Raw genomic sequence first — 26,954 nt, forward strand, 5'->3', positions numbered from 1 at the left:
CCGTTCAGCCGGTCGGCTGAGTCCGTTCGGGCGGCGGCGCCGTGCTCTCCCGGATCACCATCCGGGTGGGTACGAGCGTGGTGCCGCGCTCCTCGGTGTGTTCCCGGATCTGGCGCAGCGCGCCCTCGACACACCGCCGTCCCACCTCGGCGAAGTCCTGGTGGACGGTGGTCAGCGGCGGCAGGTACGAGCCCGCGTCCGGGATGTCGTCGAAGCCGACCACACTGACCTGACCGGGGACCGCACGGCCCGACTCGTGCAGTGCCCGCAGCAGGCCGAGGGCCATCTGGTCGTTGGCGGCGAACACCGCCGTGCAGCCCGGCTCCCGCGCCAGTCTCAGCCCGGCGCGGTATCCCGACTCGGCCGACCAGTCGCCGCGCAGCGGCGGCGGCACCTCGCGGCCGGCCGCGCGCAGCGTGGCCCGCCAGGCGTCGGCGCGGTGCTGCGCGGCGAACGACTCCTCGGGACCGGCCAGATGCCAGACCGTGCTGTGCCCCAGCTCCAGCAGGTGCCGCACCGCCTCCCGGGCGCCGCCCGCCTGGTCGGTGTCGACCACGCTGTAGCGGTCGCCCGCGTTGGAGTCGACGACCACGACGCCGACGTCGGGCGGCAGGGAGACCGTGGCGGCGTCCAGCAGATGAACCTCCATGATCACAATGATGGCATCGACGGCCAGTTCGCCCAACCGCGTGAAGGCGCCGCGTACTTGGTCCTGGGTGGGGATGGCGACCGGCAGCAGTGTGGTGGCGTAGCCCTGTTGCGCCGCCGAGGTGGCGATCGCCTCCAGTGTGCGGACGTTGCCGGTGGTCGAGAGCGTGAACAGGATGATGCCGATGGTGCGGAACTCACCGCGTTTGAGCGCGCGGGCCGCGCTGTTGGGCCGGTAGCCCAACTCCTTCATCGCGGCCAGAACCTGCTCACGGGTCGTCTCCACCACGCCCTGATGGCCGTTGGACACCCGCGAGACCGTCTGCGAGGAGACGCCGGCCCGCCGGGCGACGTCCGCCATGGACACTCTGCGACGGCGCGGCGCCGCGTCCGCCCGGCGGTCGGCCCCGGCGGTGCCGGGCCCGGCCGCCCCGGCCTGCGACGACCGTTGGTCCGGCTCCGCGCTGTCCATGATGTCCTCCACCCGCACTCTCACGCTCCGCAGTCGGCGCCACTGCGGGGCGAAACTGACCCCGCCGTGAATCTTGACGCCCTCCGGGAGCCAATGTAAGCATCCCGTCAACAGATGTTTACGTAAACATGTCGCCCGCGGCCAGATCGGGGCGTGGCCTGTTCACGTACTTTTCCCATCCGGCTGCCGGGTGCCGGGTGCCCCGAGGACGACCAGCGAGGAACCAGTCATGACGGCATTGTCACCGCCCTCCACCACGGGACGTCCCGCCCCGCCACGGGGCCCTCGGCGTAGGCGGGCCTTGATCGGCTGGGGCTTCATCGGACCGTTCATGGCAGTCTTCGCCCTCGTCTTCCTGGCCCCGATCTGTTACTCGGTCTATCTGAGCCTCTTCCGGACCCAACTGGTCGGCGGCACCTCGTTCGTCGGGTTCGAGAACTACCAACGGGCCCTGGAGGACCCGAGCTTCTGGTCGGCGCTGGGCCGGGTGACGCTCTTCCTGGCCGTGCAGGTACCGGTGATGCTCGGGATCGCGCTGCTGGTCGCGCTGGCCATCGACAGCGGCCGGCTGTACGGCCGGAACTTCTTCCGCATCGCGATCTTCCTGCCGTACGCCGTGCCCGCCGTGGTCGCGGCCCTGATGTGGGGCTTCATGTACGGCACCCGCTTCGGCCTCGTCGGCGACATCGACAGAGCCTTCGGGGTGTCGCTGCCCGACCCGCTCTCCTCCGGCCTGGTGCTCGCCTCCATCGGCAACATCGTGACCTGGGAGTTCGTCGGCTACAACATGCTGATCTTCTACTCGGCGCTCCGGGTCGTCCCCCGCTCGCTCTACGAGGCGGCGGAGATCGACGGCGCCGGGCAGTGGCGGGTCATCGGCGTCATCAAGCTCCCGGCCATCCGGGGCGCGCTGGTCATCGCCACCATCTTCTCGATCATCGGCAGCTTCCAGCTGTTCAACGAGCCGAACATCCTCAAGAACCTGGCGCCCAACACCATCACCACGGACTTCACGCCGAACTTCTACACCTACTCGCTGGCCTTCTCCGGCCAGCAGCACAACTACGCGGCCACGGTCGCGATCATCATGGGCGTCTTCACCATGATCATCGCTTACGCCGTCCAGCTCCGCGGCATGCGAAAGGAAGCGTGACGATGGGAGCCACCGCCCCGGCCACCGCCACCCCGGGCAAGGAGCGCGCGCCACGCCCCGGCACCGGGCTGCGCGCGACGCGACCCGGTCGACGGCACAGTGTCGACCGCCCCCGCCGCAGTGTGCTGCTGACCGTGCTGACCGGTCTGGTGCTGGTCTATGCCCTGGTGCCGCTCGTCTGGCTCGTCATCAACTCGACGAAGACCCAGAGCGGCCTGCTCGGTTCCGCCGGACTCCGGTTCGACAGCGACTTCGCGTTCTTCCGCAACATCGGGGACACCCTCACCTACAACGACGGTGTGTTCGTCCGCTGGCTGCTGAACACACTGCTCTACGTGGTGGTGGGGGCCGGTGGCGCGACACTCCTCGCGGTGCTCGGCGGCTACGCGCTCGCCAAATTCCAGTTCCCCGGCAAGCGCGGCGTCTTCGCGGTGGTGATCGGCGCCGTCGCCGTTCCCGGTACGGCGCTGGCGGTCCCCACCTTCCTGATGTTCAGCAAGATGGGACTGACCGACACCCCGTGGGCGGTGATCATCCCCTCGCTGATCTCGCCGTTCGGTCTCTATCTGATGTGGGTCTTCGCCGCCGAGGCGGTCCCGGCCGAGCTGCTGGAGGCCGCCAGGATCGACGGCGCGGGCGAGATCCGTACCTTCTTCACGGTCAGCCTGCCGCTGCTGGCCCCCGGCATCGTGACGGTACTGCTGTTCACCATGGTCGCGACCTGGAACAACTACTTCCTGCCGCTGATCATGCTGAAGAACCCGGACTGGTACCCGCTCACCCTCGGCCTCAACTCGTGGAACGCCCAGGCACAGACCAACGGCGGCGAGGCCATCTTCAACCTGGTGATCACCGGTTCGCTGCTCACCATCGTTCCTCTGATCGTCGCGTTCCTGCTGCTCCAGCGGTACTGGCAGTCCGGACTCGCCGCCGGAAGCGTCAAGGAGTGAACCGCCGGCGCACCGCCGGATCCGGATGATCTCCCGCTGACCTCCCAGCTGTTCGGTAGTTCTCTGACAACGAAGTGAGATGACTCTGATGTACAACACAGCGCGCCGGCGCGGCGTGCGCGGCGCCGGCCTCGCCTCCGTACTCGCCCTCGCCCTCACCCTGACGGCCTGCGGCGGGTCCTCCGACGACAGCGACACCGGCTCGGGGAGCGCCGACGACGTCAAGGCGGCTCTCGACAAGGGCGGCAGCCTCACGGTCTGGACCTGGGACTCCACCATGACCAAGGTCGCGAAGGACTTCGAGGCCGCGCACCCCAAGGTGAAGGTGAAGGTCGTCAACGCGGGCACCTCGAAGGAGGAGTACACCGCCCTCCAGAACGCGATCGCGGCGGGCAAGGGCGTGCCCGACGTCGCGCAGATCGAGTACTTCGCGCTGGGCCAGTTCTCCCTCGCCAAGTCGGTCGCCGACCTCTCCGGGTACGGCGCGGACAAGCTGGACGGCACCTACTCGCCCGGCCCCTGGAACGCGGTCACATCCGGCGACGCGGTCTACGGGCTGCCGGTGGACTCCGGCCCGATGGCGCTCTACTACAACAAGAAGGTCTTCGACCAGCACAAGATCGCGGTCCCGACCACCTGGGACGAGTACGTGACGGCGGCCGAGAAGCTGCACAAGGCCGACCCGAAGACCTACATCACCGCCGACACGGGTGAGGCGGGCTTCGCGACCAGCCTGATCTGGCAGGCCGGCGGCCGCCCGTACAAGGTGGACGGCACCACGGTGGGCATCGACTTCACCGACACCGGAAGCGCCACCTTCGCCAGGACCTGGCAGAAGCTGCTGGACGGCAAGCTGCTGGCGCCCGTCACCTCGTGGACCGACGAGTGGTTCAAGGGGCTGGGCGACGGCACCATCGCCACGCTGGCCACCGGCGCCTGGATGCCCACCAACCTGACGACCGGCGCCCCCGGCGCGGCCGGCGACTGGCGGGTGGCCCCGCTGCCGCAGTGGACGGCGGGCGGGAAGTCGAGCGCGGAGAGCGGCGGCAGCTCCCTGGCCGTCCCCGCCGCGGGCAGGAACAAGGCGCTGGCCTACGCGTTCACCGAGTACGCCGCGGCCGGCGCGGGGGTCAAGTCCCGGGTGAAGGAAGGCGCCTACCCCGCGACCACCGCCGATATGACGTCCAAGGCTTTCCTGGACACGAAGTTCGACTACTTCGGCGGTCAGGAGATCAACAAGGTCTTCGCGCAGTCGGCGTCGCAGGTCGCGTCCGACTGGTCGTACCTGCCCTTCCAGGTGTACGCCAACTCGATCTTCAACGACACCGTCGGCAAGGCGTACGTCTCCGGCACGACGCTGAGCGACGGTCTCGCCGCCTGGCAGAAGCAGTCCCGCGCCTACGGCTCGGAGCAGGGCTTCACCGTCAAGTGACGCCGGTCGTCCGGGCGATGACGGGTGGCGGCGAGCTCGCCGCCCGTCACCGCCCGGTGCCCGAGGTCCGCCAGGGCCGCGTTTCCACCGGCACGACCTATCCCCCGAGGAGCAAGATGACCCGCGTCCCGTCGCCCCGCTGGCTGCGCCGGCCCCACGACGACCGCACACCGCGGTTCGCGTACGGCGCCGACTACAACCCGGAGCAGTGGCCGCGCGAGGTGTGGTCCGAGGACGTCCGGCTGATGCGCGAGGCCGGGGTGAACATCGTCTCCCTCGCCATCTTCTCCTGGGCCCGCATCCAACCCGCCCCCGACGTATGGGACTTCGGCTGGCTGGACGAGATCATGGACCTGCTGCACGAGGGCGGCATCGCGGTGGATCTGGCGACCGCGACCGCCTCCCCGCCGCCATGGCTGACCACGCTCCACCCGGAGATCCTGCCGGTCACCCGGTCCGGCGAGACGGTGTGGCCCGGCGCCCGGCAGCACTGGCGGCCCACGTCTCCGGTCTTCCGTGCCCACGCGCTGCGGCTCGTGGAGAAAATGGGTGAGCGGTACGGCGACCACCCCGCGCTCACGGCCTGGCACATCTCCAACGAGCTGGGCTGCCACAACATCTACGACTACTCCGACGACGCCGCCCGCGCCTTCCGCGGCTGGCTGAGCGACCGCTACGGCACGGTCGAATCCCTCAACCACGCCTGGGGCACGGCCTTCTGGTCGCAGCGCTACACGGAGTGGGACCAGATTCTGCCGCCCCGGCTGGCCGCCTCGCACCCCAACCCGACCCAGCAGCTCGACTTCAAGCGGTTCTCCTCGGACGCGCTCAAGGACTATCTGCGGGCCGAGCGCGACCTGCTGTACCGGCTGACTCCCGACACCCCGGTGACCACCAACTTCATGGTGATGGGCGAGACCAAGGGGATGCACTACGCGGACTGGGCCCGGGAGGTGGACTTCGTCTCCAACGACCACTACGCCCTGCCCGGTCCGCAGCGGCTCGACGAGCTGTCGTTCTCCGCGAACCTCACCGGGTCGCTCTCCGGCGGGCGCCCCTGGTTCCTGATGGAGCACTCCACCAGCGCGGTCAACTGGCAGCCGGTCAATGTGGCCAAACGACCGGGTGAGCTGGCCCGCGACGCGCTGCTCCATGTGGCGCACGGCGCGGACGCCGTGTGCTTCTTCCAGTGGCGCCAGTCGGCGGCCGGCGCCGAGAAGTACCACTCGGCGATGGTCCCGCACGCCGGCCCGGACAGCGAGGTGTTCCGCTCGGTGGCCTCGCTCGGCGCCCTGCTGGGAGAGCTGTCCGAGGTCGCCGGTTCCCACTCCCGGCCCGCGCGCGCGGCCGTCCTCTTCGACTGGGAGTCGTGGTGGGCCAGTGAGCAGGACTCCCACCCGACCTCCCTGCTGCGCTACCGCCAGGAGGCACTGGACTGGTACTCGGCCTTCCTGGCCCTGGGGGTACGGGCCGACGTGATCCACCGGGGGGCGCCGCTGGACGGCTACGACCTGGTGGTGGCGCCGGTGCTGCATGTGGTGCCGCGCGATCTCGCCAAGGAGCTGACCGGCTATGTCGAGGGCGGGGGCCATCTGGTCACCACGTACTTCTCGGGCGTGGTGGACGAGAACGACCACGCGTGGCTCGGCGGCTACCCCGGTGCGCTGCGGGAGCTGCTCGGTATCAGGATCGAGGAGTTCGGGCCGCTGCTGGACGGGGAGCGGGTCGCGCTCGACGACGGCACCACGGGCACGCTGTGGACCGACCGGATCACCGTGACGGACGACGCCGTGGAGGTGCTCGCCTCGTACCGTACGGGCGACCAGTCGGGCCGGCCCGCGATCACCCGTCGCCCGGTGGGCGGCGGGTCCGCCGCGTACGTCTCCACCCGGCTCGGCGCCGAGGGACTGCGGGGTGTGCTCGGGCAGTTGCTGGCACAGGCCGGGGTGGCCGGTGAGCTGCCCGGGGCCGCGCGCGGCCGGGTGGAGCTGGTGGTCCGGGGCGCGGGCGACACCACGTACTGGTTCCTGGTCAACCGCACCGACGAGACCGTGGAACTCCCGGACGTGACGGGCGGGTTGATCGCCGCCACGGCCGGATCCGAACGCCGTGGCGCCGAAGGCCCGATCGTCCTCGGACCACGTGGCGTGGCGGTGGTCCGACGCTGAGATCCGCGCCGGACCGGCGCGGGAGATTCCCCCGGGAGGTTCGGCACCAGGCACCACACCGGCACCGACATGTCGGTGGTTCTGTCCCGATGACGCGACACGGACAAGGGGTTACCTCACGATGAAGAGACCACGTACCTCGCGGTATCCGGCGGCGGCCCTGGCCGTCGTGCTCTCCGCCGGTGGTGTGCTGGCCGGCGGCCCGCAGGCCGGGACCGCCACGGCGGTCCCGGCCGCCTCCACCGTCACCGTACGGCCCGACCCCTCCTACCGGGGGGACGCGTTCGAGGGCTGGGGCACCAGCCTCGTCTGGTTCGCCAACGCGACCGGCGGCTATCCGGCGGAGATCCGCGAACGCCTCGCCGAGCTGGTCTTCGGCGACGAAGGACTGGCCCTGAACATCGCCCGGTACAACATCGGCGGCGGCAACGCCCCCGACGTCGAGGACTACCTGCGCGCGGGCGGCGCGGTCGAGGGCTGGTGGCAGGCGCCCGAGGGCACCACCCGCGAGGACCGCGACTGGTGGTCGGCGCGCGACCCCGCCCACTGGAACACGGAAGCCGACGCCACCCAGCGCTGGTGGGTGAACCGGATCAAGAAGGACGTGACCCACTGGGAGGCGTTCTCCAACTCGCCGCCCTACTTCATGACGGAGAGCGGGTACGTCTCGGGGAACTTCCGTGCGGACGAGGACCAGTTGCGGTCCGACGCGGTGGACGACTTCGCGGCCTATCTGACCGGCGCGGTGGAGCGGCTGGAGAAGTCGAGCCGGATCAAGGTCGACACCATCGACCCGTTCAACGAGCCCAACACCTCCTACTGGGGCACCACGCTCGGCCCGGACGGCGAGCCGGTGGGCGGTCGGCAGGAGGGAGCGCACATCGGTCCCGAGCGACAGCGGCAGGTCATCGAGGCGCTGGCCGGGAAGTTGGGCAGGTCGAAGACCGACGCGGTGATCTCCGCCATGGACGAGACCAACCCGACGACGTTCGCCCGCAACTGGGAGTCGTACCCGCCGGACGTACGGGATCTGGTCGCGCAGCTCAATGTGCACACCTACGGAACGGGCGGCAGGACCACCGTCCGGGACATCGCCAAGGCGGCGGACAAGCCGCTGTGGATGAGTGAGGTCGACGGCGACTGGGGCGACGGCCAGGACTTCACCAGCATGAAGCCGGGTCTGGGACTCGCCCGGCACATCGTGGACGACCTGCGCGAACTGGAGCCCACCGCCTGGCTGTTCTGGCAGCCGGTGGAGGACTACGACAACATGAGGCCGGGCGGTGAGTCCGCGAAGGGCGGCAACTGGGGTGCCGTCCAGGTGCCGTTCAGCTGCACGGCGAAGGACACGCTCAAGAGCTGTCCCGTCCGGACGAACACCAAGTTCGACACGGCACGGAACTTCACCCACTTCATCCGCCCCGGCGACCGGCTGGTACGGGTGGACGACACCGCGAGCGCGGCCGCCGTCTCCGCCTCCGGGCGCGAGGCCACCGTCGTGCACGTCAACGACACCGACAGCGCCCGCGAGGTCACCCTCGATCTCTCCGGCTTCGCCGAGGTGGCCAAGGGCGCGCAGGTGACACCGTTCGTCACGGATTCGGCGGGCGCGCTCGTCAGGAAGGCACCGGTCGCCGTGTCGAAGCGCGGTGCGACCGTCACCGTACCGGCGGGGTCGGTGACCACCCTGCGGGTGACCGGCGTGTCGGGTGCCGCGAAGGACGCCGCGCCGATCCGGCGGGGCCACACCTACGGGCTCACCGGAGTGGGCAGCGGCAAGTCGCTCGCCGTCTCCGACGACGCCGCCTCCACGGTGATCCGTACCGGCGACACCACCGACGCCGGACAGCGCTGGCGCGTCGAGAAGGTCTCGAAGGGCAGCGGCGACCGGGAACGCTATGTGCTGCGCAACCGGGCGGGCGGCAGCCGGCTGGCGCTCAGCGACGGTACGGCGGTGCTGGAGAGGGACCAGGGCAAGCCGGGCCGTCACGCCCAGTGGATCCTGTCCACCACCGGCGACGGCACGTACACCTTCGTCAATGCCGCGAGCGGTGAACTGCTGGAGGTGCCGGGGCAGTCGACGGCGGAGGGCGCCCGGGTCTCAGTCTGGAAGCCCAACTCCGGTACGAACCAGCGCTGGAGAGTCACCGACCTGACGTAGCGGGGCCGCACCTCCCGTGGACCCGCACCCCTCGTGAGTGGTGCGGGACGCGTGGACAGCGCCGCCGGGACCCCGGCGGCGCTGTCGTGTCTCCGTGCGGGTGTGCCGCGTCAGCAGGTCACGGCTTGGGCAGCGTGCATCCCGTACGGCTCAGGTCGATCTGACTGCCCGAGCCGACGCAGGCCACGATTCCGTAGGTCTGCTGGGCGTAGTTGATCCCCTGGCGCACCGTGACCGTACCGTTCTCGGCCACCTCGCAGGGGTTGTTGACGGTGCAGCGCGCGCCGTCCTCGTTGCCGGTGTTGTTGACGGCGACGACCTTGCCGGTGGCGTTGTCGATCACGGGCGAGCCCGAGGTGCCGCCGATCGTGTCGCAGGAGGAGGTGTAGCGGACCGAGTCCTTCCAGGTCCAGCTGCCCTCCTTCAGCTGGTAGGCGAAGCCGTCGACGGAGCAGCTGTAGATGCGCTTCCAGTAGCCGGAGACCACCTTGATGGCGGAGCCCTGGGTGGGACGTACGGAATTCAGCTCCAGCGCCGATATCCCGTACGCGCTCTGTATCTGCGCGTAGGTGCTGGTGAGCTGGTACAGCGAGACGTCCGTGTCGGTCATCGTCGCGTACGCGATCTTGCTGGCGCGCAGCGTCGCGACTCCGGTGCCGGCGGAGTTCAGCAGGGTGAAGGTACGGGTGGACGCCCGGTTGACGATGACCTGGCCGGCGGCGGGGAATCCGGTCTCCAGGCAGTGGCCGTTGGACAGGACGAGGGCGGGGTCGGTGGACAGTGATCCGGGGGTACGGACGACGGAGCCGGAACAGTTGCTGAGTGCCACCGTTCCGGCGAAGTCGACCGCCGCGACGGCTTCCTGGGCCGGGGTCGCGGAATGGGTGGTTCTGGTGGCCGCGACCGTGTCATGGCTGGTGGCCAGAGCGGGTGCGGCGCCTGTTCCGATGAGCAGGACGGCGAGGAGCGCGCCGAGGAGAGGCTTTCTCAATGTGGGTCCCCTCTGTGACCGAAGATCTTCCGGTGTTTTGTCATGAGCATTGAGCATTGTTGACTCATGTGCGTCAGGGGGCAACCACGCCTCGGCACACACGAAGAGCGGGACACCGGGGGCGGATCGCGTGGATCGCGCTCCCGGTGTCCCGCTCTGTCGAGCGGTACGAGAAGGTCGAACAGATCGGGAAGGGCAGGCTACGGCCGGGCTAGCTGAGGAGGTCGTTGCCGGCCTTCACCGCGTCGGTCCCCGCCTGGACGGCGCTCTTGACGGCACCGACCTTCTTGTTGACCTTGTTCCCGGCGACCCCGTCGATCACCGGCTTCGCCTCCGTGCCGATGGCGACGGCGGTCTGCGCGGTGCTGTTCAGGGTGGACCCGAGGTCGCCCGGGGCGGCCTGGGCGACGGGGGCGACGGCGGCGAGGAGCGCGGAGCCGGCAGCGGCGGCGGTGAGAATGCGTTGCACGTTCATGATTCATACAACGAGCGGGAGCGCCCGAGGGCACGCCGCCGGCCCTGTTCGGGTGTGCTGCCGCCGATCGGGGCCCGGGCGGTGGGCACGTTGTAGGACATCAGGGAGACCTGGCCGCCCGACACCCGCAGTTCGGTGACGGCGCAGTTCAGCATCAGCGGGAACACCCTGCGGTACTCGCTCGGCGGGATGGAGAGCAGCCGGCACAGCACCAGCCGCAGCAGTGTGCTGTGCGCGACCACCAGCACCCGGCCGCCCGGGTGACGCTCCGCCTGCCGGAGCAGGACGGCGGCGCCCCGGGCCGCCCCGGCACCGGGATCCTCCCCGCCCGGCAGCGGGTGGGCGGCCGGGTCGCGGAGGAACGCGGCGCAGCGCTCCGGATGCGCCGCCCGGACCTCGGCGAAGGTTCTGCCCTCGGCGAGCCCGAAGCCGAGTTCGGCCAGATCCGGCTCCACGCGGGCCTCCAGCCCCGTCGCCAGGACGGCGGGCGCCGCCGTGCGCCGGGCCCGCGCGAGGGGCGAGGTCACGATCGCGTCCAGAGCGGCGTCGGCCGCCCACGCGCCGAGATCCTCGGCCTGTTGGGCTCCGCGCGGGGTCAGGTCGATGTCGCTGACACCCGCGTAGCGGTTCTCCTCGTGCCAGACGGTCTCGCCGTGCCGCGTCAGGAGGAGCGTGGTGCGTGGTGGGTGTGTCATCCGTGCTCCCGTGCGTGGGCGGCCGTCTCCGGAGGCAGCCAGCCGCGTTGTTCCAGTGCGTCGACCAGCGTGACGAAGGGCTCGGCGAACCGCGCCCCGACCCGTGGCCGGTGTTCCAGGACCGTACGGATACGTACCATGCCACGGGGCGGGGCCTCGCCCCGTACGCCGCGGGCGGCGAGGACCGCCATGCCCAGGGCGGAGTCGGTCTGCGCCGGGACCCTGGCGTTCCTGCCCAGGATGTCGGCGCGCAGCTGGTTCCAGTAGCCGCTGCGGGTGGCCCCGCCGGTGAAGGTGACGGGGCCGTCGACGGGCGCGCCCAACTGGCGGACGTAGGACAGCGCGAGCCGTTCGACGAGCGCGACGCCCTGGAGCAGCGCGGCGTAGCGGTCGGCGTCGTCGGCGGGCCTGCCGAGGGTGAAGGCTTCCGCGTCGGCGGCCAGGAAGGGGAAGCGTTCGCCGCGCGAGACCAGCGGGTAGGACACGGCGCCCGCCGGCTCGCGGTGTGCGGCGAGCCGGTCGAGGTGCCCCAGGTCGGCGCCGGGGAAGGCCAGGGTCAGCGCGCCCGCGCCCACGCTGGAGGCGCCGCCGGGGAGCCAGTCGCCGTCGGGCGAGAGATGGTTGTAGAGCACTCCGGCGGGGTCGTGCAGCGGGGTCGCGGTGACGCCCTTGAGGACGAGGGTGGTGCCGAGGACGGTGTTCCACTGCCCGACGTCCCAGGCGCCCGAGCCGAGTTGTGCCGCGCAGCCGTCGGTCATGCCCGCGACGACGGGGGTGCCCTCGGCGAGCCCGGTGCGGTCGGCCGCGGCGCCGCACACCGTTCCGAGGGCGGTGCCCGGCGTGACGACGGCCGGGAAGTCGAGGCCGGAGAGTCCCAGCCGGTCGTGGACGGCGTCGGGCCAGGCGCCGGTGATCAGGTCGTAGCCGGTCTTGAGGGCGTGGCTGGTGTCGGTCGGCACGGGGTGTCCCACCAGCCGGGTGGTGACGAAGTCCGCCTGGTGGCAGACGCGGGCGCCGGGCCGGCCCGGCGGGTGTCCCTCGGCGGGATCGCCGGTGAGCCAGAGCAGTTTGGCGAGGGCCCAGGTCGGCTGGATCCGGTGGCCGAGCGCGCGCCACACCTCGGCGCCGGCCTCCTGGGCGCGCCGGGCCTGCGCCGCCGCCCGGCCGTCGTCGTACATCAGGGCGGGTGTCAGCGGCTCGCCAGCGGGGTCGGTCAGCAGGACGGTGCCGGACGTCGAGCACACCGCCACGCCGCGTACCCGGCCGGCGGGGAGACCGCGCAGGGCCCGGGAGAGCGCGGTGACGGTGCCCTCCCACCAGTCGGACGGGTGCTGTTCGTGCCGGTCGCCGTCGCGGTGGCCGGTGAGCGGGGCGGAACCGCGTCCGAGGACCCGGCCGTCGTCGGTGACGGCCAGGGCGCGCACGCTCTGGGTCCCGAGGTCGACGCCCATCCACACGTCCTGGTGGCGCGTGTCCGCCGTCGCCTGGTCGGTCCCGAGATCCGTCACTGGTCCGCCTTCTCGTCGTCCGGCGCTCCCCGCCGTGCTCGGCACGCGCCGCGTTCCCCGTCCCCTCATGTCTTTCACCCGCGCGGCATTTCACACCCGCGGCCACGCGTTCGGCCGGGCGCGCCGGCCACCGTCACGGAGCGGCGGGCCGGCCTGTCGCCCCTGGTGGGAAAGGTGGTTCCGGCTCCTTCGGCGCATCGGCCGGAGGGTTGACCGGTGCGCCTCGGTGGTGAACACTGCGGACGGCACATCAGAAAACCATGTTATATCCTCAGAACTTGATGTTACTGAGGTGGGAACGGGACCGAGGAATGTCAGACCGACGAATGCCCCAGGACGAGAGCCCGCGAGGCCCGCTGCGACGGCGTCGGGAGATCTCCGATCATGTGCTGGCGGAGGGATCGGCGTCGGCGTCGGATCTGGCGGAGCGCTTCGGCGTGAGTGTGATGACGATCTACCGCGACATCGACGAGCTCGAACGCGAAGGCGTCCTGCGCAAGTTCCGCGGTGGGGTGACCGCGCAGCCCTCCGGGGTGTTCGAGAGCAACGTCGCCTACCGCAAGACCTCCATGCGACGCGAGAAGGAGGCGATCGCCGCCGAGGCGGTCACCCTGATCGAACCGGGCATGTCCGTGATGATCGACGACTCCACGACCGCGCTGGAGCTGGCGCGGCTGCTGCCGGGCATCGAGCCGCTGACCGTGGTGACGAATTTCCTGGAGGCGCTGAATCTGCTCGCGGTCGAGCGCGGTCTGCATCTGATGGCCCTCGGCGGCGACTACGATCCGCTGCACGACTCGTTCCTCGGGGTGCCCTGCGTGGAGGCCGTCGAGGCGCTGCGGGTCGATCTGTGCTTCGTGTCCGTGTCGTCGGTGTCCGGCGGCTTCGCCTTCCACCAGGAACAGCGCATAGTCGCGGTCAAACGGGCCATGCTCAAGGCGGCGGACCGCAGCGTCCTGATGATCGACCACTCCAAACTCGACCGCACCGCGCTGCACCGTCTGACCCCGCTGTCCGCCTTCGATCTGATACTGATCGACGACCGCACTCCACCGGACACCCTGCGCTCCCTGGACGAGTGCGGTGTCCCCTACCGGCTCGCTCCGACCTGACGAGGCACACCCCTCCACCGCCAAGGAGACCCCCGCCGATGAGAATCCTCGCCGCGGGCGACCACTTCGTCGCCCCCGGACTGTTCGCCCGCGAGCTGACGGCCGAGATCGGCGCCGGTCATACGATCGACCGGCTCTGTCTGCCGTGGCCACTGACGCCGTTCGGACCGGTCGCCGAGGTGGACGAGGCGTCCGGTGACGAGCGGACCGTCCTCGAAGCGCTCGCCGGAGCGGAGGTCTGCGTCACCCAGATGGCCCCCGTCACCCGGAAGGTCATCGAAGGCTCCCCCGGTCTGCGGCTGGTGGTCGTCGGCCGGGGCGGGCCCGTCAATGTCAGCCTCGACGCGGCGCGCGAGCACGGCGTCCGGGTGTGCAACACCCCGGGCCGCAACGCCGCGGCCACCGCCGAGTACACGGTCGGGCTGCTTCTGGCCACGATGCGCCGTATCCCCGAGACCTCGGCCGCGCTCGCCTCGGGCCGCTGGGCGGGCGAGTTCTACACGTACGACAACTGCGGCCCCGGAGTGGACGGGGCGACCGTCGGGCTGATCGGCTGCGGAGCGGTCGGCAGCCGGGTGGCCCGGGCCCTGACCGCGCTGGGGGCGCGGGTCTGTCTGTACGACCCCTACGCGGACCCCGGCACCCTGCGCGCGGCGGGCACGCCCGTGGCCGACCTGGACGAACTGCTGCGGCGCTCGGACATCGTCTCGCTGCACGCCCGGCTGACCCCCGAGACCCGCGGCCTGCTCGGCGCCCGTGAACTGGCCCTGCTGCCCGAGGGCGCGGTCGTCGTCAACTGCGCGCGCGGCGCGCTCCTGGACGAGGACGCGCTGTGCGACGCGCTGGAGTCGGGCCGGCTCGCGGCGGCCGGGCTCGACGTGTTCGCCGTCGAACCGCCGCCGCCCGGCTCCCGGCTGCGTACCGCTCCCCGGCTCGTCATGACGCCCCATCTGGCGGGCGCCAACACCTCCGTCGCGCACAACGCGGCCCGGATCGCGGCGGCCGAGGTCGGGCGGTACCTGCGCGGCGAACCACTCGCCCACCAGGTCGCCTGACGCTCCGTCACACACAGCGGGTTCGGCTCTCGACAGCAGGAGGAGACAGGGTGTTCGTCGGACTGGACATGGGAACCTCGATCGTCAAGGCGGTGGCGTTCGCCGAGGACGGTTCGGCCCTGGGGACGCGCTCCACACCGATCTCGCTGGGCGGGCGCGGTGACCACGTCGAGCAGGATGTCGAGGAGGTGGTCCGCGCCGCGGCCGAGGTCCTCGCGGCGGTGGGGGACGGCCGGACGCCCGCGCTGGTCGCCGTCACCGGGCAGGGCGACGGCCTGTGGCTGGTCGACGCGGCGGGCCGGGCGGTGCGCCCCGCGCTGTCGTGGATGGACGGCCGGGCCGGGGGGCTGGTCGGTGACTGGATGGCCGACGGCACCGCGGAGCTGATGTACCGCCGTACCGGGAACGTACTCTTCCCCGGCTCCCCCGGGCCGCTGCTGGCCTGGCTCGACCGCAACGAGCCACGGTCCCTGGACGCCGCCACGACGGCCGCCTGCTGCAAGGACGTCGTACAGCTGCGGCTGACCGGCGAGCGCTCCACCGATCTGTCCGACGCCTCCGTCCCCTTCCTCGACCCGCGCACCCGCGCCTACTCCCCCGAGGCGCTCGACGCGCTGGGCGTCGGGCACCGGGCGGGGCTGCTGCCGCCCGTCGCGGCGTCGCTGCCCTGCGGGCGCGCCCGCGGACATCTGCCGGGGCTGCCCGACGGGACACCGGTCACCTCGGGCCCGTACGACCTCCCGGCGAGCGCGATCGGCGCGGGGGTGACCGAGCCGGGTGACGGGCTGCTGATCGTCGGTACGACCCTGGCGTGCCAGGTCGTGGTGGAGAGCGTCGCGTTCGACGCCGATCCCGTCGGGTTCCATCTGGCCACGGCCCGGCGGGACCGCCATATGCGCGCGCTGCCCGCGATGACCGGCACGGTGGCGCTGGACTGGGTGCTCGGTATCACCGGCACCGCCCACGACCAGGTCTCCGGCATGCTGGAGGAGTCCCCGAGGGGCGCCCGGGGCGTCGCCGCGCTGCCGTATCTCTCGCCCTCCGGGGAGCGCGCGCCGTTTGTCGCGCCCACCGCGCGCGCCGAGTTCACCGGGCTCGATCTGCGGGCGTCGCGTGCCGATCTGGTCCGGGCGATGTGCGAGGCCATCGCGTTCGCGGCCCGGCACTGTCTGGAGGCCGCCGGGCTCACCGGTGAACTGGCGGTGTGCGGCGGCGGGATGCGCAGCCTCGCCTGGCTGCGGCTGTTCGCCGATGTGCTGGGCCGGCCGCTGCGGGTGGCGCGCGGTCCGGAACCGGGCGCGCGGGGCGCCGTACTGGCGGCGTTCGCGGCCCGGGGCGAGGAACTGGCTCTGGGCCCCGGGCCGGACATCGCCGCGTGGACGGCTCCCGAGGCGGTGGTGGACCCCGATCCCGCCGGGGTCGTCTTCTACGAACGGGCCTACGCGGACTATCTGTCGCGGGTCTCCGGTGCGCGGGCCCGGTGGCGGGGCCCGGCCGCCGCCCGCCCGGAGCGGCGGGCCCCTTCGCCTCAGCCCTTGAGGCCGCCCGCGAAGCCCTTGATCACATAGCGCTGGAGCAGCAGGAACACCAGGAGGATCGGCAGGGCCGCCAGGACGAGACCGGCGAAGACGAGACCGTAGTCGGAGACGTACTGGCCGACGAAGGAGAACACCCCGACCGGGACGGTCTCCTTGCCCGAGCCGCCCAGATAGAGCAGCGGTGTGAAGAAGTCGTTCCAGATGAACACCGCGTTGAGGATGATCACCGTGCCGGTGATCGGACGCAGCAGCGGGAAGACGACCCGGGTGAACGCCTGCCGGTGGTCGCAGCCGTCGATGAGGGCCGCCTGCGCGTAGTCGGGCGGCAGGGCGCGGATGAACCCGGTGTAGAGGAACACGGTGAACGGGAGCTGGATGCCGGTGTAGAAGAGCACCATGCCCTGGTACGTGCCGAGCCAGCCGAGGCTGTCGACCAGCTTGTACAGGGGGATCATGCCGAGCTGGAAGGGCAGCACGATGCCCAGCAGGAACAGGATGTACAGCCCGTAGCCCAGTCCGCGCAGCCGCCGCGCGAGGAAGTAGGCGCCCGTGGAGCCGAGGACGATGAGCAGCAGCAGGCTGACGGCGGTGATGACGGCGCTGTTGACCAGGGCCGGGCCGAGCGAAGCGGCGGACCAGGCGTTGCCGAAGTTGGCGAGCGTGGGCGGCAGGGGCGGGGCCAGCGGGGAGTCGGCGATCTGCCGGGGGTTCTTCATGGACAGGGTGACCAGGGCGTACACCGGGAAGAGGAAGACCACCGCGACGGCGATCATGAGGAGTTCGAGTCCGTAGGTGCGGTACTTGGCGGGGCTCACGCGGTGACCTCCCGGGCGCGCAGATAGCGGAGCTGGACCAGCGAGACCGCCGCGACGAACAGCGCCAGGACCAGGGCGACGGCGGTGCTGTAGCCGAATTTCCCGAAGACGAAAGCCTCTTTGTAGAGCACGGTGGACAGCGTCTCGCTCGCTGTGCCGGGGCCGCCGTTGGTGGCCGCGTACACCTGGTCGAAGAGCTTGAGCCCGCCGATGGTCGACAGCATGAGGTTGATGGTGAGGGCGGGGGCCAGCAGCGGCCAGGTGACGTAGCGGAAGCGCTGCCACGTTCCCGCGCCGTCGATGGTGGCCGCCTCGTGGAGTTCGGCGGGAACGCCCTGGAGCCCGGCGAGGAAGATGACCATGGAGTAGCCGGCGTACTGCCACACGACCATCGCGGCCACGGACCACAGTGCGAGCGAGGGGTTGCCCAGCCAGTCCTGGCGCAGTCCGCCGAGGCCGAGGGCGCCCAGGACGCCGTTGAGACCGGCGCCGTCGTCGGGGTTGTAGACGTACTTCCACAGGAACGCGACCATCACCGGGCTGACGACGGCCGGGGCGAAGAAGATCACCCGCAGCAGCGCCCGCGTTCTGATGCGGGTGTTGACGCCGAGAGCGAGCAGCAGTCCGACGGCGTTCTGCACGAGCACCACCGCGACGGTGAGCATCAGTGTATTGCTGACGGATTCCAGGGCGCGGTCGTCGCCGAGCAGCGTACGGAAGTTGGTCAGGCCGACGAAGCCGAAGTCCCCCACGCCCGACCAGTCGGTGAAGGCGTAGCCCACTCCGGCCAGGCTCGGGTAGAGGACGACCACGGCGTACACGGCGAGCGCGGGCGCGACGAACATCCAGGGCGGGACGGTGGGGTCGCGACGGCGGCGGGCACGGTCCGGGTCGCCGGTCGCGGCGCGCTTGCCGGGGGCCCGTGCCGGGGTGTCCGAAGCGGCTGTCCGGGGAAGGGAGTTCACGGCTTCTTCCGGTAGGCGGTGTCCATCTGTCCCAGTGCTCCTTTGACATCGGTCTTGCCGGCGAGCAGGTCCTGCACGGCGGCGAAGTGGGCGGGCTGCACCTCGGCGTTGGGCCAGCTCTGGTCCATGAAGGGCACGGCGCGGTTGTCGTCGACGACGGGCAGGAAGTCCGTCAGTACGGGGTCGATCCGGGTGGAGGCCGCGCGGCTGAACGGGATCGCCGAGACGTCGGCCGCCCAGCGGTCGATGTTCTCCTGCTGCCCGAGGAAGGCGATGAACTCCTTGGCGCGCGCCGGGTTCTTGGCGTGGGCGGCGACGCCGAGGCCGACGACGATGCCCGCCGGAATCCACAGGTCCGCCGGGTCGTCGCCGCCGGGGAAGGGGAACATGCCGAGGTCGGCGGGGTTGGCGGCGGCCTCGCGGAAGGTGGCGAGGACCGCCGAGACCTGGACGGCCATGGCCGCCCTGCCCCCGGCGACGAGAGCGGTCTGCTGCTCGAACGTGGTGCCGTTGGGGTTGGCGTTGAAGAAGCCCCGGCGCTGGAGCTCCTGGTATCTGCCCAGCGCCTCGGTCCAGCCGGAATCGGCGAACGTGGCCCGTCCGGAGGCCATTTCGGCGTCGAAGCCGGGGTTCTTCGCGTAGACGGCGTTGGGCACGAGCGCGTAGCTGATCAGCTGGGTCACCCAGGGGGTCTGCGCGCCGAGCGCGAGGGGGACGATGCCCTCGGCCTTGAGTTTGACGCAGACGTCGAGCAGTTCGCTCCAGGTGCCGGGCGGCTCCACGCCGGCCCTGGCGAACGCCTTCTTGTTGTAGATGGCGCCGATGACACTGCTGCCCGCCGAGTACAGATACGTCCGGCCCTCGTGCCGGTAGGCGGGGTCGAAGTTCTTCGGGATGCCGCGGGTCCACTCCTGTTCCGAGAGGTCGGTGAGCAGGCCGGTCCTGGCGAGTTCGACCATGGACATCGCGCTGCCGCTGCCGGGGAACAGCACGTGCGCGTCGGGGGCGTTGCCGCCGGCGAGTTGGGTGCGCACGACGGTCTGCACCTGGTCGGTGGGGGCGAAGGAGGTGGAGAAACGGGCGTCGGGGTGGCCCGCGCGGTAGCGCTTGATCAGCGCGTCGAGGGGTTTTTGCTGGTCGGCGACGCCGACCACGCGCACCGTTCCGGCGCGGTCGGAGCCGGAGCACGCGCCGAGCAGCGGGGGCAGCGCGAGGGCCGCGGCGGAGCCAGCGCCGATGCGGAGCGCTCCCCGGCGGCTGACCGGGCGCCCGACGGGGGCTGCCGGGCGGTGCGGGCCGGTGGTCATGGTGTGCCCTCCTCGGGTGAGCCGACACGGGTGAGCGGCGCGGGGGCGTGTGCCGCCGGGGCGGCGGCGAAGGCGCCGGCGGGCGCGGAGGCCGTGGCGGGCGCGGCCGGGCCGGGGGCCGCGGCGGTGAAGTGGTAGGTCCCCGAGGCGACCCGGTAGACGGCGTGGCCGGGTGTGGTCCGCAGGAACGCGATGTGGTCGCGGTCCGCCGGGTCGCCGCCCGATTCGCGGACCGAGCCGGGTTCGTCGGTGGGTACGTGCACCTCGGCGTCGGCCCCCGGGGGGACCCGTACCCGCAGGGAGAAGGTGGCGTCCCGGCGCTCCCAGCGCACCTCGGCCGTGCCGCGCGCCGATTCGTACCGGCTGTGGGCGTGGCTGAGCGCGCCGGGCCGGGGCCGGACGAGCAGCCGCCGGTATCCGGTGGAGTCCGGGTGCTGGTCGAGTCCGGCGACACCCCGGTGGAGCCATTCCCCGATGGAGCCGAGCGCGTAGTGGTTGAGGGAGTTCATCGACGGCGCGCGGAATCCGGCGTCCGGGGTCCAGCCGTCCCAGCGCTCCCAGATCGTGGTGGCGCCGTGCCGCAGCGGGAACAGCCAGGAGGGCACTTCGGTACGGCGCAGCAGGGCGTGCGCGAGGTCGGCCCTGCCGTACGTGTCCAGTACGGGCGCCGCGAGGGCGACGCCGAGGAAGCCGGTGACCAGGGCGGGGCCGGCGCTCTCCACGAGTTCGGCGAGCCGGCGCGCGGCGGCGGGGGCGCGGTCCTCGGGCAGCAGCCCGAAGGCGAGCGCGAGCAGACAGCCGGTCTGGGTGTCGCCCTCGATGGACAGGTTCTCCCCGTCGTGCACCACGAACCGGTCGGCGAACACGGCACGGATCTCGTCGGCGAGCCAGTGGTAGGTGTGCGCCGTGTCCCACTCCCCCAGCGCCTGGGCGGCGCGTGCGGTGATCCGTGTGCTGTGTGCGAAGTACGCGGTGGCGACGAGCTCGCGCGGGGTGGGGGTGCCGGGCGCGAGCCAGTCGGAGAAGTGCGGTCCCACCTTGTGCCGCCAGACCAGGTCGGGATTGTGACGGTGAATCAGGTCGACCCAGGCGCGCATGCCGGGCAGCGCGCGGGAGAGGAAGCGCGGATCGCCGTAGGTGCGGTACAGATGCCAGGGGATGATGACGCCGGCGTCGCCCCAGCCGGGGGCGCCCTCGTCCGCGACTCCGGTGAGCCGGGGGGCGACGTTGCTGAAGCCGCCGTCGGGGGTGCGGGCGTCCTCGACGTCGCGCAGCCACTTGGTGAAGAACGCGGCGACATCGGCGTTGCGCGCGGCCGTCGGCAGGAACACCTGCGCGTCGGCCAGCCAGCCGAGCCGCTCGTCGCGTTGCGGACAGTCCGTGGGCACACTGACGAAGTTCGACCGCTGGCCCCACTCGACGCAGGAGTGCAGCCGGTTGACATCGAGGTCCGAGCAGTCGAACGCGCCGGCCCAGGGCGTGTCGCTGTGCAGCGCGACGGCGACGGTGTCGGCGGCGCGCAGCTCGGGGACGCCGCTGATCTCCGCGTAACGGAAGCCGTGGTAGGTGAAGGCCGGCTCGAAGACGGTGTGCGCGCGGCCGTCGCCGATCAGTACGTCGGTGGCGGCGGCGGTGCGCAGATTGGCGGTGTACGGAAGCCCTGACGCGTCCAGCGCCTCGGCGTGGCGGATGGCCACGCGGGCGCCCGCCGGCAGTCCGTCGACGCGCAGCCGCACCCGTCCGGCGATGTTCTGGCCGAAGTCCACGACATGGACCGCCGCCGCGATCCGGGTCACCGAGCGGGCCGGCAGTTCGGCCATGGCCCGTACGGGCTCGTCCACGGAGGCCACGAGGAGGGTGTGGTCGGCGTCGGTGACCAGCGCGGGCGACCAGCCGGAGTCGTCGTAGCCGGGCAGTTCCCAGCCGTCGGTGGCGTGGCGCAGGTCGTGGCACTCGCCCATGAGGAGGTCGGCGTGGCGGACGGCCCCGGTGCCGGTGCGCCAGGTGGAGTCGGTGGCGATCACGGTCGTACGGCCGTCCGCGCCGGTGAGGTGCAGTTCGGCGAGGAGTTGGGGGAAGGCGCCGTAGTGGGCGCCCGCCCTGCGCGGTTCGAAGCCGACGAAGCCGCTCCACCAGCCGTCGGCGAGGGTGGCGGCGAGGACGTTCTCACCGTCGCGGACCAGTCCGGTGACGTCGTAGGTCTGGTACTGGACGCGGCGGGTGTAGTCGGTCCAGCCGGGGGCGAGTTCCGCGTCGCCGACCCGGACGCCGCCGAGCCGGATCTCGTACAGTCCGCGCGCGGTCACATGGAGCCGGGCGCGGGTGACGGACGAGGCGGTGAAGGCGCGCCGGAGCTGGGGGCAGGGGGCGAGCCCGTGGTCGTCCAGGGCGTGGGCGCCCTCGGTGGGCGCGTCCATGACGGGGAGGGGGTGCGGGTCGTGGGCGATCCAGGAGGCGCGCCAGTCCGGGGTGCCGGTGAAGGCGGTCTCGAACCAGGATGTCTCCTCGGCGGGCGCGCCGGGACCGGCCGGCCAGACGGAGAGCCGCCAGTGGTAGCGGGTACGGGCCGTCAGGGCGGGGCCCGCGTAGACGACTCCGATCGCGTCGGGGTCCTCGACCCGGCCGGTGTCCCAGAGGGGGCGTCCTCCCTCGTCGAGATCCTCCGGCCGCTCGGCGACCCGTACCCGGTAGGCGGCGGGGTCCTCACCCCGGCGGTCGGAGAGCAGCCGCCAGCCGAGCAGCGGGGCGCCTTCGTCGATGCCGAGCGGGGTGGTGCGGTGGTCGCAGCGCAGGGCGTAGGGGCGCGGGCCCCGCGACACGCCGTTCGCCGACGCGCCTTCCGCTGCCGAGGGACCGGACACGGGCACGTCCTTCCTTGGCGCCGGACAGACGGCGCGTCACCTGGGCCGCCCGCCGCGCCCACCTGGCGTGAACCCGACGTGAAGACGACCACTCTCGGATGTGAAATCTAACGCCATTTCTGTGGCGTGGACACTATGAGCCGCTCGCGAGGAGTGTCAAGGGTGTTACGTGGGCACGTGACACGTACCGAATCCGCCACCCCATGGCGCAACTGATCTTCCCCGTACGGCAGCCGTAGAGTCAGTGGTGACAAGCCTTGTCAGCTCGGTGGCGGGTGCTCTTGTGACCCGTGATTCCGATGTGATATTCACCGTGTGATTACAACATGATCTGACGTTAAATCACGCGCCGATCTCGCCTCGGCTCCGCCCCGGGCGGGATCCCCGCACGACGAACGGACCAGGATTCATGCGTAAGAACTGTGGGATCAGCGGCACTTCGGGCTTCGGCAGACGGGCGATGCTCGGAGCGACCGGAACGCTCGCGATGGCGGTCGCCGCCGGGAACCTGTCGGCCGGACGGGCCGGGGCCGCCGAGCGGTTCAAGGAGGATCCCTTCACGCTGGGCGTCGCCTCGGGCGATCCCTGGCCGGACGGCTTCGTCCTGTGGACCCGCCTCGCCCCCCAGCCGCTCGCCCCCGACGGCACGGGCGGTATGTCACCGCGCGCGGTCAAGGTCCTCTGGGAAGTCGCGGACGACGAACGTTTCCAGCGTGTCGTCGCCCGGGGCTGGACCCGCGCGGTCGCGGAACTCGCCCACTCGGTGCATGTCGAGGTCTCCCGCCTCCAGCCGGACCGCACCTACTTCTACCGCTTCCAGGCGGGCGGCGTGGTCAGCCCGGTCGGCCGTACCCGTACCGCGCCCGCCCCCCACAGCCGCCCCAACTCTCTGAAGTTCGCCTTCGTTTCCTGCCAGGCGTGGTTCGAGGGCTTCTACACCGCGTACCGTCACATCGCCGAGGAGGATGTCGACCTCGTCCTGCACCTGGGCGACTACATCTACGAGAACGCCATCGACGCGATGGGCGGGGTGCGCAAGACCCCGGTCGCCGCCGAGCTGCGGCCGGAGCCGACGGATCTGACCGGGTACCGCAACCGGCACGCCCTGCACCGTTACGACAGCGACCTGATCGCCGCCCACCAGGCCCATCCCTTCGCCGTCGTCTGGGACGACCACGAGGTCGAGGACAACTGGGCGGGTGACCACTCCAAACACACCGACGTGGACCCGGCCGCCTTCAGGCAGCGCGCCGCGGCGGCGTTCCAGGCGTACTACGAGCACCTCCCCCTGCGCCTGCCCAACAAGCCCGCGGGCTTCGACGCCCGGATGTACCGCAGTCTGCGCTACGGCCGGACGGGTACCTTCCACATCCTGGACACCCGGCTGTTCCGTGACGACCAGGCGTGCGGCGACGGGACGAAGACCGGGTGCGAGGAGCGGCTGTCGCCGGACCGCACCATCCTCGGCGCCGAGCAGGAGCGCTGGCTCTACAACAGCCTCGGCCGCTCCGACGCGACCTGGAACCTGATCCCCCAGCAGATCGCCATGAACCAGGTCGACACCGATCCCGGTCCCGGGCAGTCCTTCGTGATGGACTTCTGGGACGGCTACGCGGCGTCCAGGCAGCGGCTGTTCGACGAGATCGTCACCAGGAACGTCCGCAACCCCGTGGTGCTGACGGGCGACATGCACCGCCATCTCGTCGCCGATCTGAAGCGGGACTTCGACCGGCCGGACTCACCGACCATCGGGGTGGAGTTCGTCGGCACCTCGATCTCCACCAAGAAGGACGGTGTGGACCTGGACCCCTCCGGGGCCAGCCTGCTCGCGGCCAACGAACACATCAAGTTCACCAACTACCAGCGCGGTTACGTCCGTTGTACCGCCACGGCGGAGAGCTGCCGGGCCGATTTCCGGGTGCTGCCCTACGTCACGAAGCCGGGCGCCCCCGTCTCGACCCGTATCTCGTTCGTCACCGAGGCGGGCCGGCCGGGGGTGCAGGAGGTCTGACGGGCGGGGCGGGCGCCGGTCCGTGTCCCGGTGGGACAGGGGCCGGCGCGCGCCGCTCAGGAACCCACGCCGGTGCCCGCGATGACCTCGGGACGCAGCAGTGCGGCCAGGGTGTCGGCGGGCAGCAGGCCGCGTTCCAGGACCAGTTCGGCGACGCCCCGCCCGGTGGCGAGTGCCTCCTTGGCGATCTCGGTCGCGGCGGTGTAGCCGATGTGCGGGTTGAGGGCGGTGACCAGTCCGATCGAGTTCCGCACGGTCGCGCGCAGTGTGTCCGGGTTGGCGGTGATGCCGCTGACGCAGCGCTCGGCGAGGGTCAGGCAGGCGGCCCGCAGATGGGTGACGGACTCCGAGAGGGAGTGCAGGATGACCGGCTCGAAGGCGTTGAGCTGGAGCTGCCCGGCCTCGGCGGCCATGGTGATGGTGACGTCGTTGCCGATCACCTCGAAGGCGACCTGGTTGACCACCTCGGGGATCACCGGGTTGACCTTGCCGGGCATGATGCTGGAACCCGCCTGGACCGGCGGCAGGTTGATCTCGGCGAGACCGGCGCGCGGCCCGGAGGAGAGCAGCCGCAGGTCGTTGCAGCTCTTGGAGAGCTTGACGGCGATGCGCTTGAGGACGCCGGAGAGATGGACGAAGGCCCCGCAGTCCTGAGTGGCCTCCACGAGGTTGGCGGCGGTGACCAGCGGCAGCCCGGTGAGGGCCGCGAGATGGCCGCGGGCCGATTCGGCGTAGCCGGCGGGGGCGTTGAGCCCGGTGCCGATGGCGGTCGCGCCGAGGTTGATCTCGTGCACCAGCAGCACGGCCTCGGCGAGCCGGCTCTCGTCCTCCTCCAGCATCACCGCGTACGCGGAGAACTCCTGACCCAGCGTCATGGGCACCGCGTCCTGGAGCTGGGTGCGTCCCATCTTGAGGATCTCGCGGAACTCCTCGGCCTTGGCGGCGAACGCCCGGCGCAACACCGCCATCGCGTCGAGCAGTTCGCGCACGGCGATGATCGTGGCGACCTTGACTGCGGTCGGGTAGACGTCGTTGGTGGACTGGCTGAGGTTGACGTCCTCGTTGGGGTGCAGCCGGGCGTAGTCGCCCTTGCGGTGGCCGAGGATCTCCAGCGCCCGGTTGGCGATCACCTCGTTGGCGTTCATGTTGGTCGAGGTGCCGGCGCCGCCCTGGATCACGTCGACGACGAACTGGTCGTGCAGGGCGCCGTCCTCCCGGATCTCCCGGCAGGCGGCGGCGATGGCGCGGGCCTTCTCCTCGGTGAGCAGGCCGAGGTCCTCGTTGGCGCGGGCGGCGGCCTCCTTGACGGCGGCGAGCGCGTTGATCAGATGCGGGTACGCGGAGATCGGCGTGCCGGTGATGGGGAAGTTCTCGGAGGCGCGCAGGGTGTGCACGCCCCAGTACGCGTCGGCGGGTATGTCGCGGTCGCCGAGCAGATCGTGTTCGCGGCGGTGGCCGGCGGTCATGGCGGAGGTGCCCTTCGTGGGGTGGGTCCGGTGGGTCCGTACGGGGTAGGGGGCGGTTTCGGGGCGGGCTCCGGAGGCGCTGCCGGGGCCGGGAAGGCGGGTCGGGGTCAGGGTCCGTGCCCGCGGGGAGGGGACGGGCGGCGGCGCCGCGGCGTCACCCGCCCAGCGCGCCCGCCGCCCGCAGACTCCCCACCTCCGCGCCGCCTCCGAGGACCGGGGTACGGGCGAACTCGGCGAGGACCGCGGGGTCGACCCCGCACCGGGCGAGGGCCGCCGCTGTCACCGGCATCCGCGCGCGGTCGCCGCCGTCGGAGATCTTCACACCGACGGCCCGGCCGTCCGGCAGCGCGGCGACCTGCACTCCTTCGAAGCCGTCCTTGGCGAGGAGTCCCGGCACCGCGCGCATCAGCCGGGCCACATCGCGCCCGGTGCCGGAGACGATCTCCGGGTGGGCGCGCATCGCGTGCGCGACCCGGCCCTCCTCGGTGCCGGGTGCGGCGCTCGCCAGCCGGGCGACGGCGCGGGTGAGACCGTGCAGGGACACGGCGTAGAGCGGCGCGCCGCATCCGTCGACCGTCACCCGTGCGACGCGCTGTCCCGTGAGGTCCTCGACGGTCGCCGCGAGCGCCTGCTGGAGCGGGTGCCCGGCGTCGGCGTAGCTGTCCAGCGGCCATCCCCTGGCCCGCGCCGTCATCAGCATGGCGGCGTGCTTGCCCGAGCAGTTCTGGGCGAGGCGGGTACGGCCGTGGCCCAGCCGCAGCCACTCCTCGCGCCGCTCGGCGCCGTACGGCAGGTCGGGGACGTTGCGCAGATCGTCCTCGGTCAGCCCGGCGGCGTCCAGGATGCGCCGGGCCGTGGTCAGATGCCGCTCCTCGCCGGAGTGGCTGGCCGCGGCGAGGGCCAGCGACTCGTCGTCCAGGGGCGGCAGTCCCGCGCGCAGCAGGCCGACCGCCTGGAGCGGCTTGAGCGCGGAGCGCGGATAGAACGCCGCCTCGATGTCCCCGGCCCGGAACTCGACCCGCCCGTCGGCGGCCAGGACGACGACCGAGCCGTGGTGGACGCCCTCGATGACACCGCCCCGTTCGACATGGGCGAGCGGCACGTGGGCCGGTTCACGGACGGCGGGCGGCGGTCCGGGTATGGGGGACGGGGTGGCGGTGATCTCGGTCAT

The 26,954-nt window shown here is 71.6% G+C and carries 20 protein-coding genes; 9 read left to right on the top strand and 11 right to left on the bottom strand.

What is annotated here, in order from left to right; translation table 11 throughout:
• Nucleotides 1-4: 4 nt before the first annotated feature.
• The gene (locus ACFY6S_RS19620) at nucleotides 5-1,120 is read right to left on the bottom strand and encodes a LacI family DNA-binding transcriptional regulator (RefSeq protein ID WP_388819151.1); all 1,116 of its coding nucleotides are present in this window, start codon (nucleotides 1,118-1,120) and stop codon (nucleotides 5-7) included.
• Nucleotides 1,121-1,349: 229 nt separating this feature from the next.
• On the opposite strand from ACFY6S_RS19620, the gene ACFY6S_RS19625 reads away from it, so the two are divergent.
• From ACFY6S_RS19625 to ACFY6S_RS19645, 5 genes are all read left to right on the top strand, one after another.
• Complete coding sequence (locus ACFY6S_RS19625; protein WP_388819154.1) at nucleotides 1,350-2,273, top strand: carbohydrate ABC transporter permease; 924 nt, start codon at nucleotides 1,350-1,352, stop codon at nucleotides 2,271-2,273.
• Between the two features lie 2 nt (nucleotides 2,274-2,275).
• Complete coding sequence (locus ACFY6S_RS19630; protein WP_388819157.1) at nucleotides 2,276-3,223, top strand: carbohydrate ABC transporter permease; 948 nt, start codon at nucleotides 2,276-2,278, stop codon at nucleotides 3,221-3,223.
• An 88-nt stretch (nucleotides 3,224-3,311) separates the two neighbouring features.
• Complete coding sequence (locus ACFY6S_RS19635) at nucleotides 3,312-4,655, top strand: ABC transporter substrate-binding protein (RefSeq protein WP_388819160.1); 1,344 nt, start codon at nucleotides 3,312-3,314, stop codon at nucleotides 4,653-4,655.
• Between the two features lie 116 nt (nucleotides 4,656-4,771).
• On the top strand, nucleotides 4,772-6,823 hold the full coding sequence (locus ACFY6S_RS19640; protein ID WP_388819162.1) for a beta-galactosidase: 2,052 nt from the start codon (nucleotides 4,772-4,774) through the stop codon (nucleotides 6,821-6,823).
• Nucleotides 6,824-6,944: 121 nt separating this feature from the next.
• Nucleotides 6,945-8,984 carry an RICIN domain-containing protein gene (locus ACFY6S_RS19645; RefSeq protein ID WP_388819164.1) on the top strand — a complete coding sequence of 680 codons (2,040 nt, stop codon included), beginning with the start codon at nucleotides 6,945-6,947 and terminating at the stop codon, nucleotides 8,982-8,984.
• A gap of 118 nt (nucleotides 8,985-9,102) precedes the next feature.
• Here the strand turns inward: ACFY6S_RS19645 and ACFY6S_RS19650 are convergent, their stop codons facing one another.
• The 4 genes from ACFY6S_RS19650 to ACFY6S_RS19665 form a co-directional block, all read right to left on the bottom strand.
• Nucleotides 9,103-9,975, bottom strand: coding sequence for a trypsin-like serine peptidase (locus tag ACFY6S_RS19650; RefSeq protein ID WP_388819167.1), 873 nt, complete (start codon nucleotides 9,973-9,975; stop codon nucleotides 9,103-9,105).
• 211 nt (nucleotides 9,976-10,186) lie between these two features.
• A complete protein-coding gene (locus ACFY6S_RS19655; RefSeq protein ID WP_388819170.1) occupies nucleotides 10,187-10,444 on the bottom strand; it encodes a hypothetical protein in 258 nt (85 codons plus the stop codon).
• Nucleotides 10,445-10,446: 2 nt separating this feature from the next.
• Nucleotides 10,447-11,145, bottom strand: coding sequence for a histidine phosphatase family protein (locus ACFY6S_RS19660; protein WP_388819172.1), 699 nt, complete (start codon nucleotides 11,143-11,145; stop codon nucleotides 10,447-10,449).
• A complete protein-coding gene (locus ACFY6S_RS19665) occupies nucleotides 11,142-12,596 on the bottom strand; it encodes an FGGY-family carbohydrate kinase (RefSeq protein ID WP_388819830.1) in 1,455 nt (484 codons plus the stop codon). The genes ACFY6S_RS19660 and ACFY6S_RS19665 overlap by 4 nt, the downstream gene beginning before the upstream one ends.
• 368 nt (nucleotides 12,597-12,964) lie before the next feature.
• Here ACFY6S_RS19665 and ACFY6S_RS19670 point away from each other — a divergent pair, with 368 nt between their 5' ends.
• The 3 genes from ACFY6S_RS19670 to ACFY6S_RS19680 are packed head-to-tail and all read left to right on the top strand — an operon-like array spanning nucleotide 12,965 to nucleotide 16,388.
• Nucleotides 12,965-13,765 carry a DeoR/GlpR family DNA-binding transcription regulator gene (locus ACFY6S_RS19670; RefSeq protein ID WP_388819175.1) on the top strand — a complete coding sequence of 267 codons (801 nt, stop codon included), beginning with the start codon at nucleotides 12,965-12,967 and terminating at the stop codon, nucleotides 13,763-13,765.
• A gap of 38 nt (nucleotides 13,766-13,803) precedes the next feature.
• Nucleotides 13,804-14,820 (top strand): 2-hydroxyacid dehydrogenase, encoded by a 1,017-nt coding sequence (locus tag ACFY6S_RS19675; RefSeq protein ID WP_388819178.1) that lies wholly within the window; start codon nucleotides 13,804-13,806, stop codon nucleotides 14,818-14,820.
• A gap of 50 nt (nucleotides 14,821-14,870) precedes the next feature.
• The gene (locus ACFY6S_RS19680; protein WP_388819181.1) at nucleotides 14,871-16,388 is read left to right on the top strand and encodes an FGGY family carbohydrate kinase; all 1,518 of its coding nucleotides are present in this window, start codon (nucleotides 14,871-14,873) and stop codon (nucleotides 16,386-16,388) included.
• Here the strand turns inward: ACFY6S_RS19680 and ACFY6S_RS19685 are convergent.
• From ACFY6S_RS19685 to ACFY6S_RS19700, 4 genes are read right to left on the bottom strand one after another with little or no spacing between them, the layout of a single operon-like run.
• The gene (locus ACFY6S_RS19685; protein WP_388819184.1) at nucleotides 16,349-17,173 is read right to left on the bottom strand and encodes a carbohydrate ABC transporter permease; all 825 of its coding nucleotides are present in this window, start codon (nucleotides 17,171-17,173) and stop codon (nucleotides 16,349-16,351) included. The two genes, ACFY6S_RS19680 and ACFY6S_RS19685, sit on opposite strands and share 40 nt — an antisense overlap.
• Nucleotides 17,170-18,138 (bottom strand): carbohydrate ABC transporter permease, encoded by a 969-nt coding sequence (locus tag ACFY6S_RS19690; protein ID WP_388819187.1) that lies wholly within the window; start codon nucleotides 18,136-18,138, stop codon nucleotides 17,170-17,172. Before ACFY6S_RS19690 ends, ACFY6S_RS19685 begins: the two co-directional genes overlap by 4 nt.
• Nucleotides 18,135-19,445, bottom strand: coding sequence for an ABC transporter substrate-binding protein (locus ACFY6S_RS19695; protein ID WP_388819190.1), 1,311 nt, complete (start codon nucleotides 19,443-19,445; stop codon nucleotides 18,135-18,137). Before ACFY6S_RS19695 ends, ACFY6S_RS19690 begins: the two co-directional genes overlap by 4 nt.
• Entirely contained in the window at nucleotides 19,442-22,306 is a 2,865-nt protein-coding gene (locus ACFY6S_RS19700; protein WP_388819193.1) for a family 78 glycoside hydrolase catalytic domain, read from the bottom strand. The genes ACFY6S_RS19695 and ACFY6S_RS19700 overlap by 4 nt, the downstream gene beginning before the upstream one ends.
• 409 nt (nucleotides 22,307-22,715) lie before the next feature.
• On the opposite strand from ACFY6S_RS19700, the gene ACFY6S_RS19705 reads away from it, so the two are divergent.
• Nucleotides 22,716-24,317, top strand: coding sequence for an alkaline phosphatase D family protein (locus ACFY6S_RS19705; RefSeq protein WP_388819196.1), 1,602 nt, complete (start codon nucleotides 22,716-22,718; stop codon nucleotides 24,315-24,317).
• Nucleotides 24,318-24,373: 56 nt separating this feature from the next.
• On the opposite strand, the gene aspA is transcribed toward ACFY6S_RS19705, so the two are convergent.
• Complete coding sequence (gene aspA, locus ACFY6S_RS19710) at nucleotides 24,374-25,783, bottom strand: aspartate ammonia-lyase (RefSeq protein WP_388819199.1); 1,410 nt, start codon at nucleotides 25,781-25,783, stop codon at nucleotides 24,374-24,376.
• Nucleotides 25,784-25,937: 154 nt separating this feature from the next.
• The gene (locus ACFY6S_RS19715) at nucleotides 25,938-26,954 is read right to left on the bottom strand and encodes an asparaginase (RefSeq protein ID WP_388819202.1); all 1,017 of its coding nucleotides are present in this window, start codon (nucleotides 26,952-26,954) and stop codon (nucleotides 25,938-25,940) included.

The sequence above is a fragment of the Streptomyces sp. NPDC012835 genome (assembly GCF_042900885.1).
Taxonomy (GTDB): Bacteria; Actinomycetota; Actinomycetes; order Streptomycetales; family Streptomycetaceae; genus Streptomyces.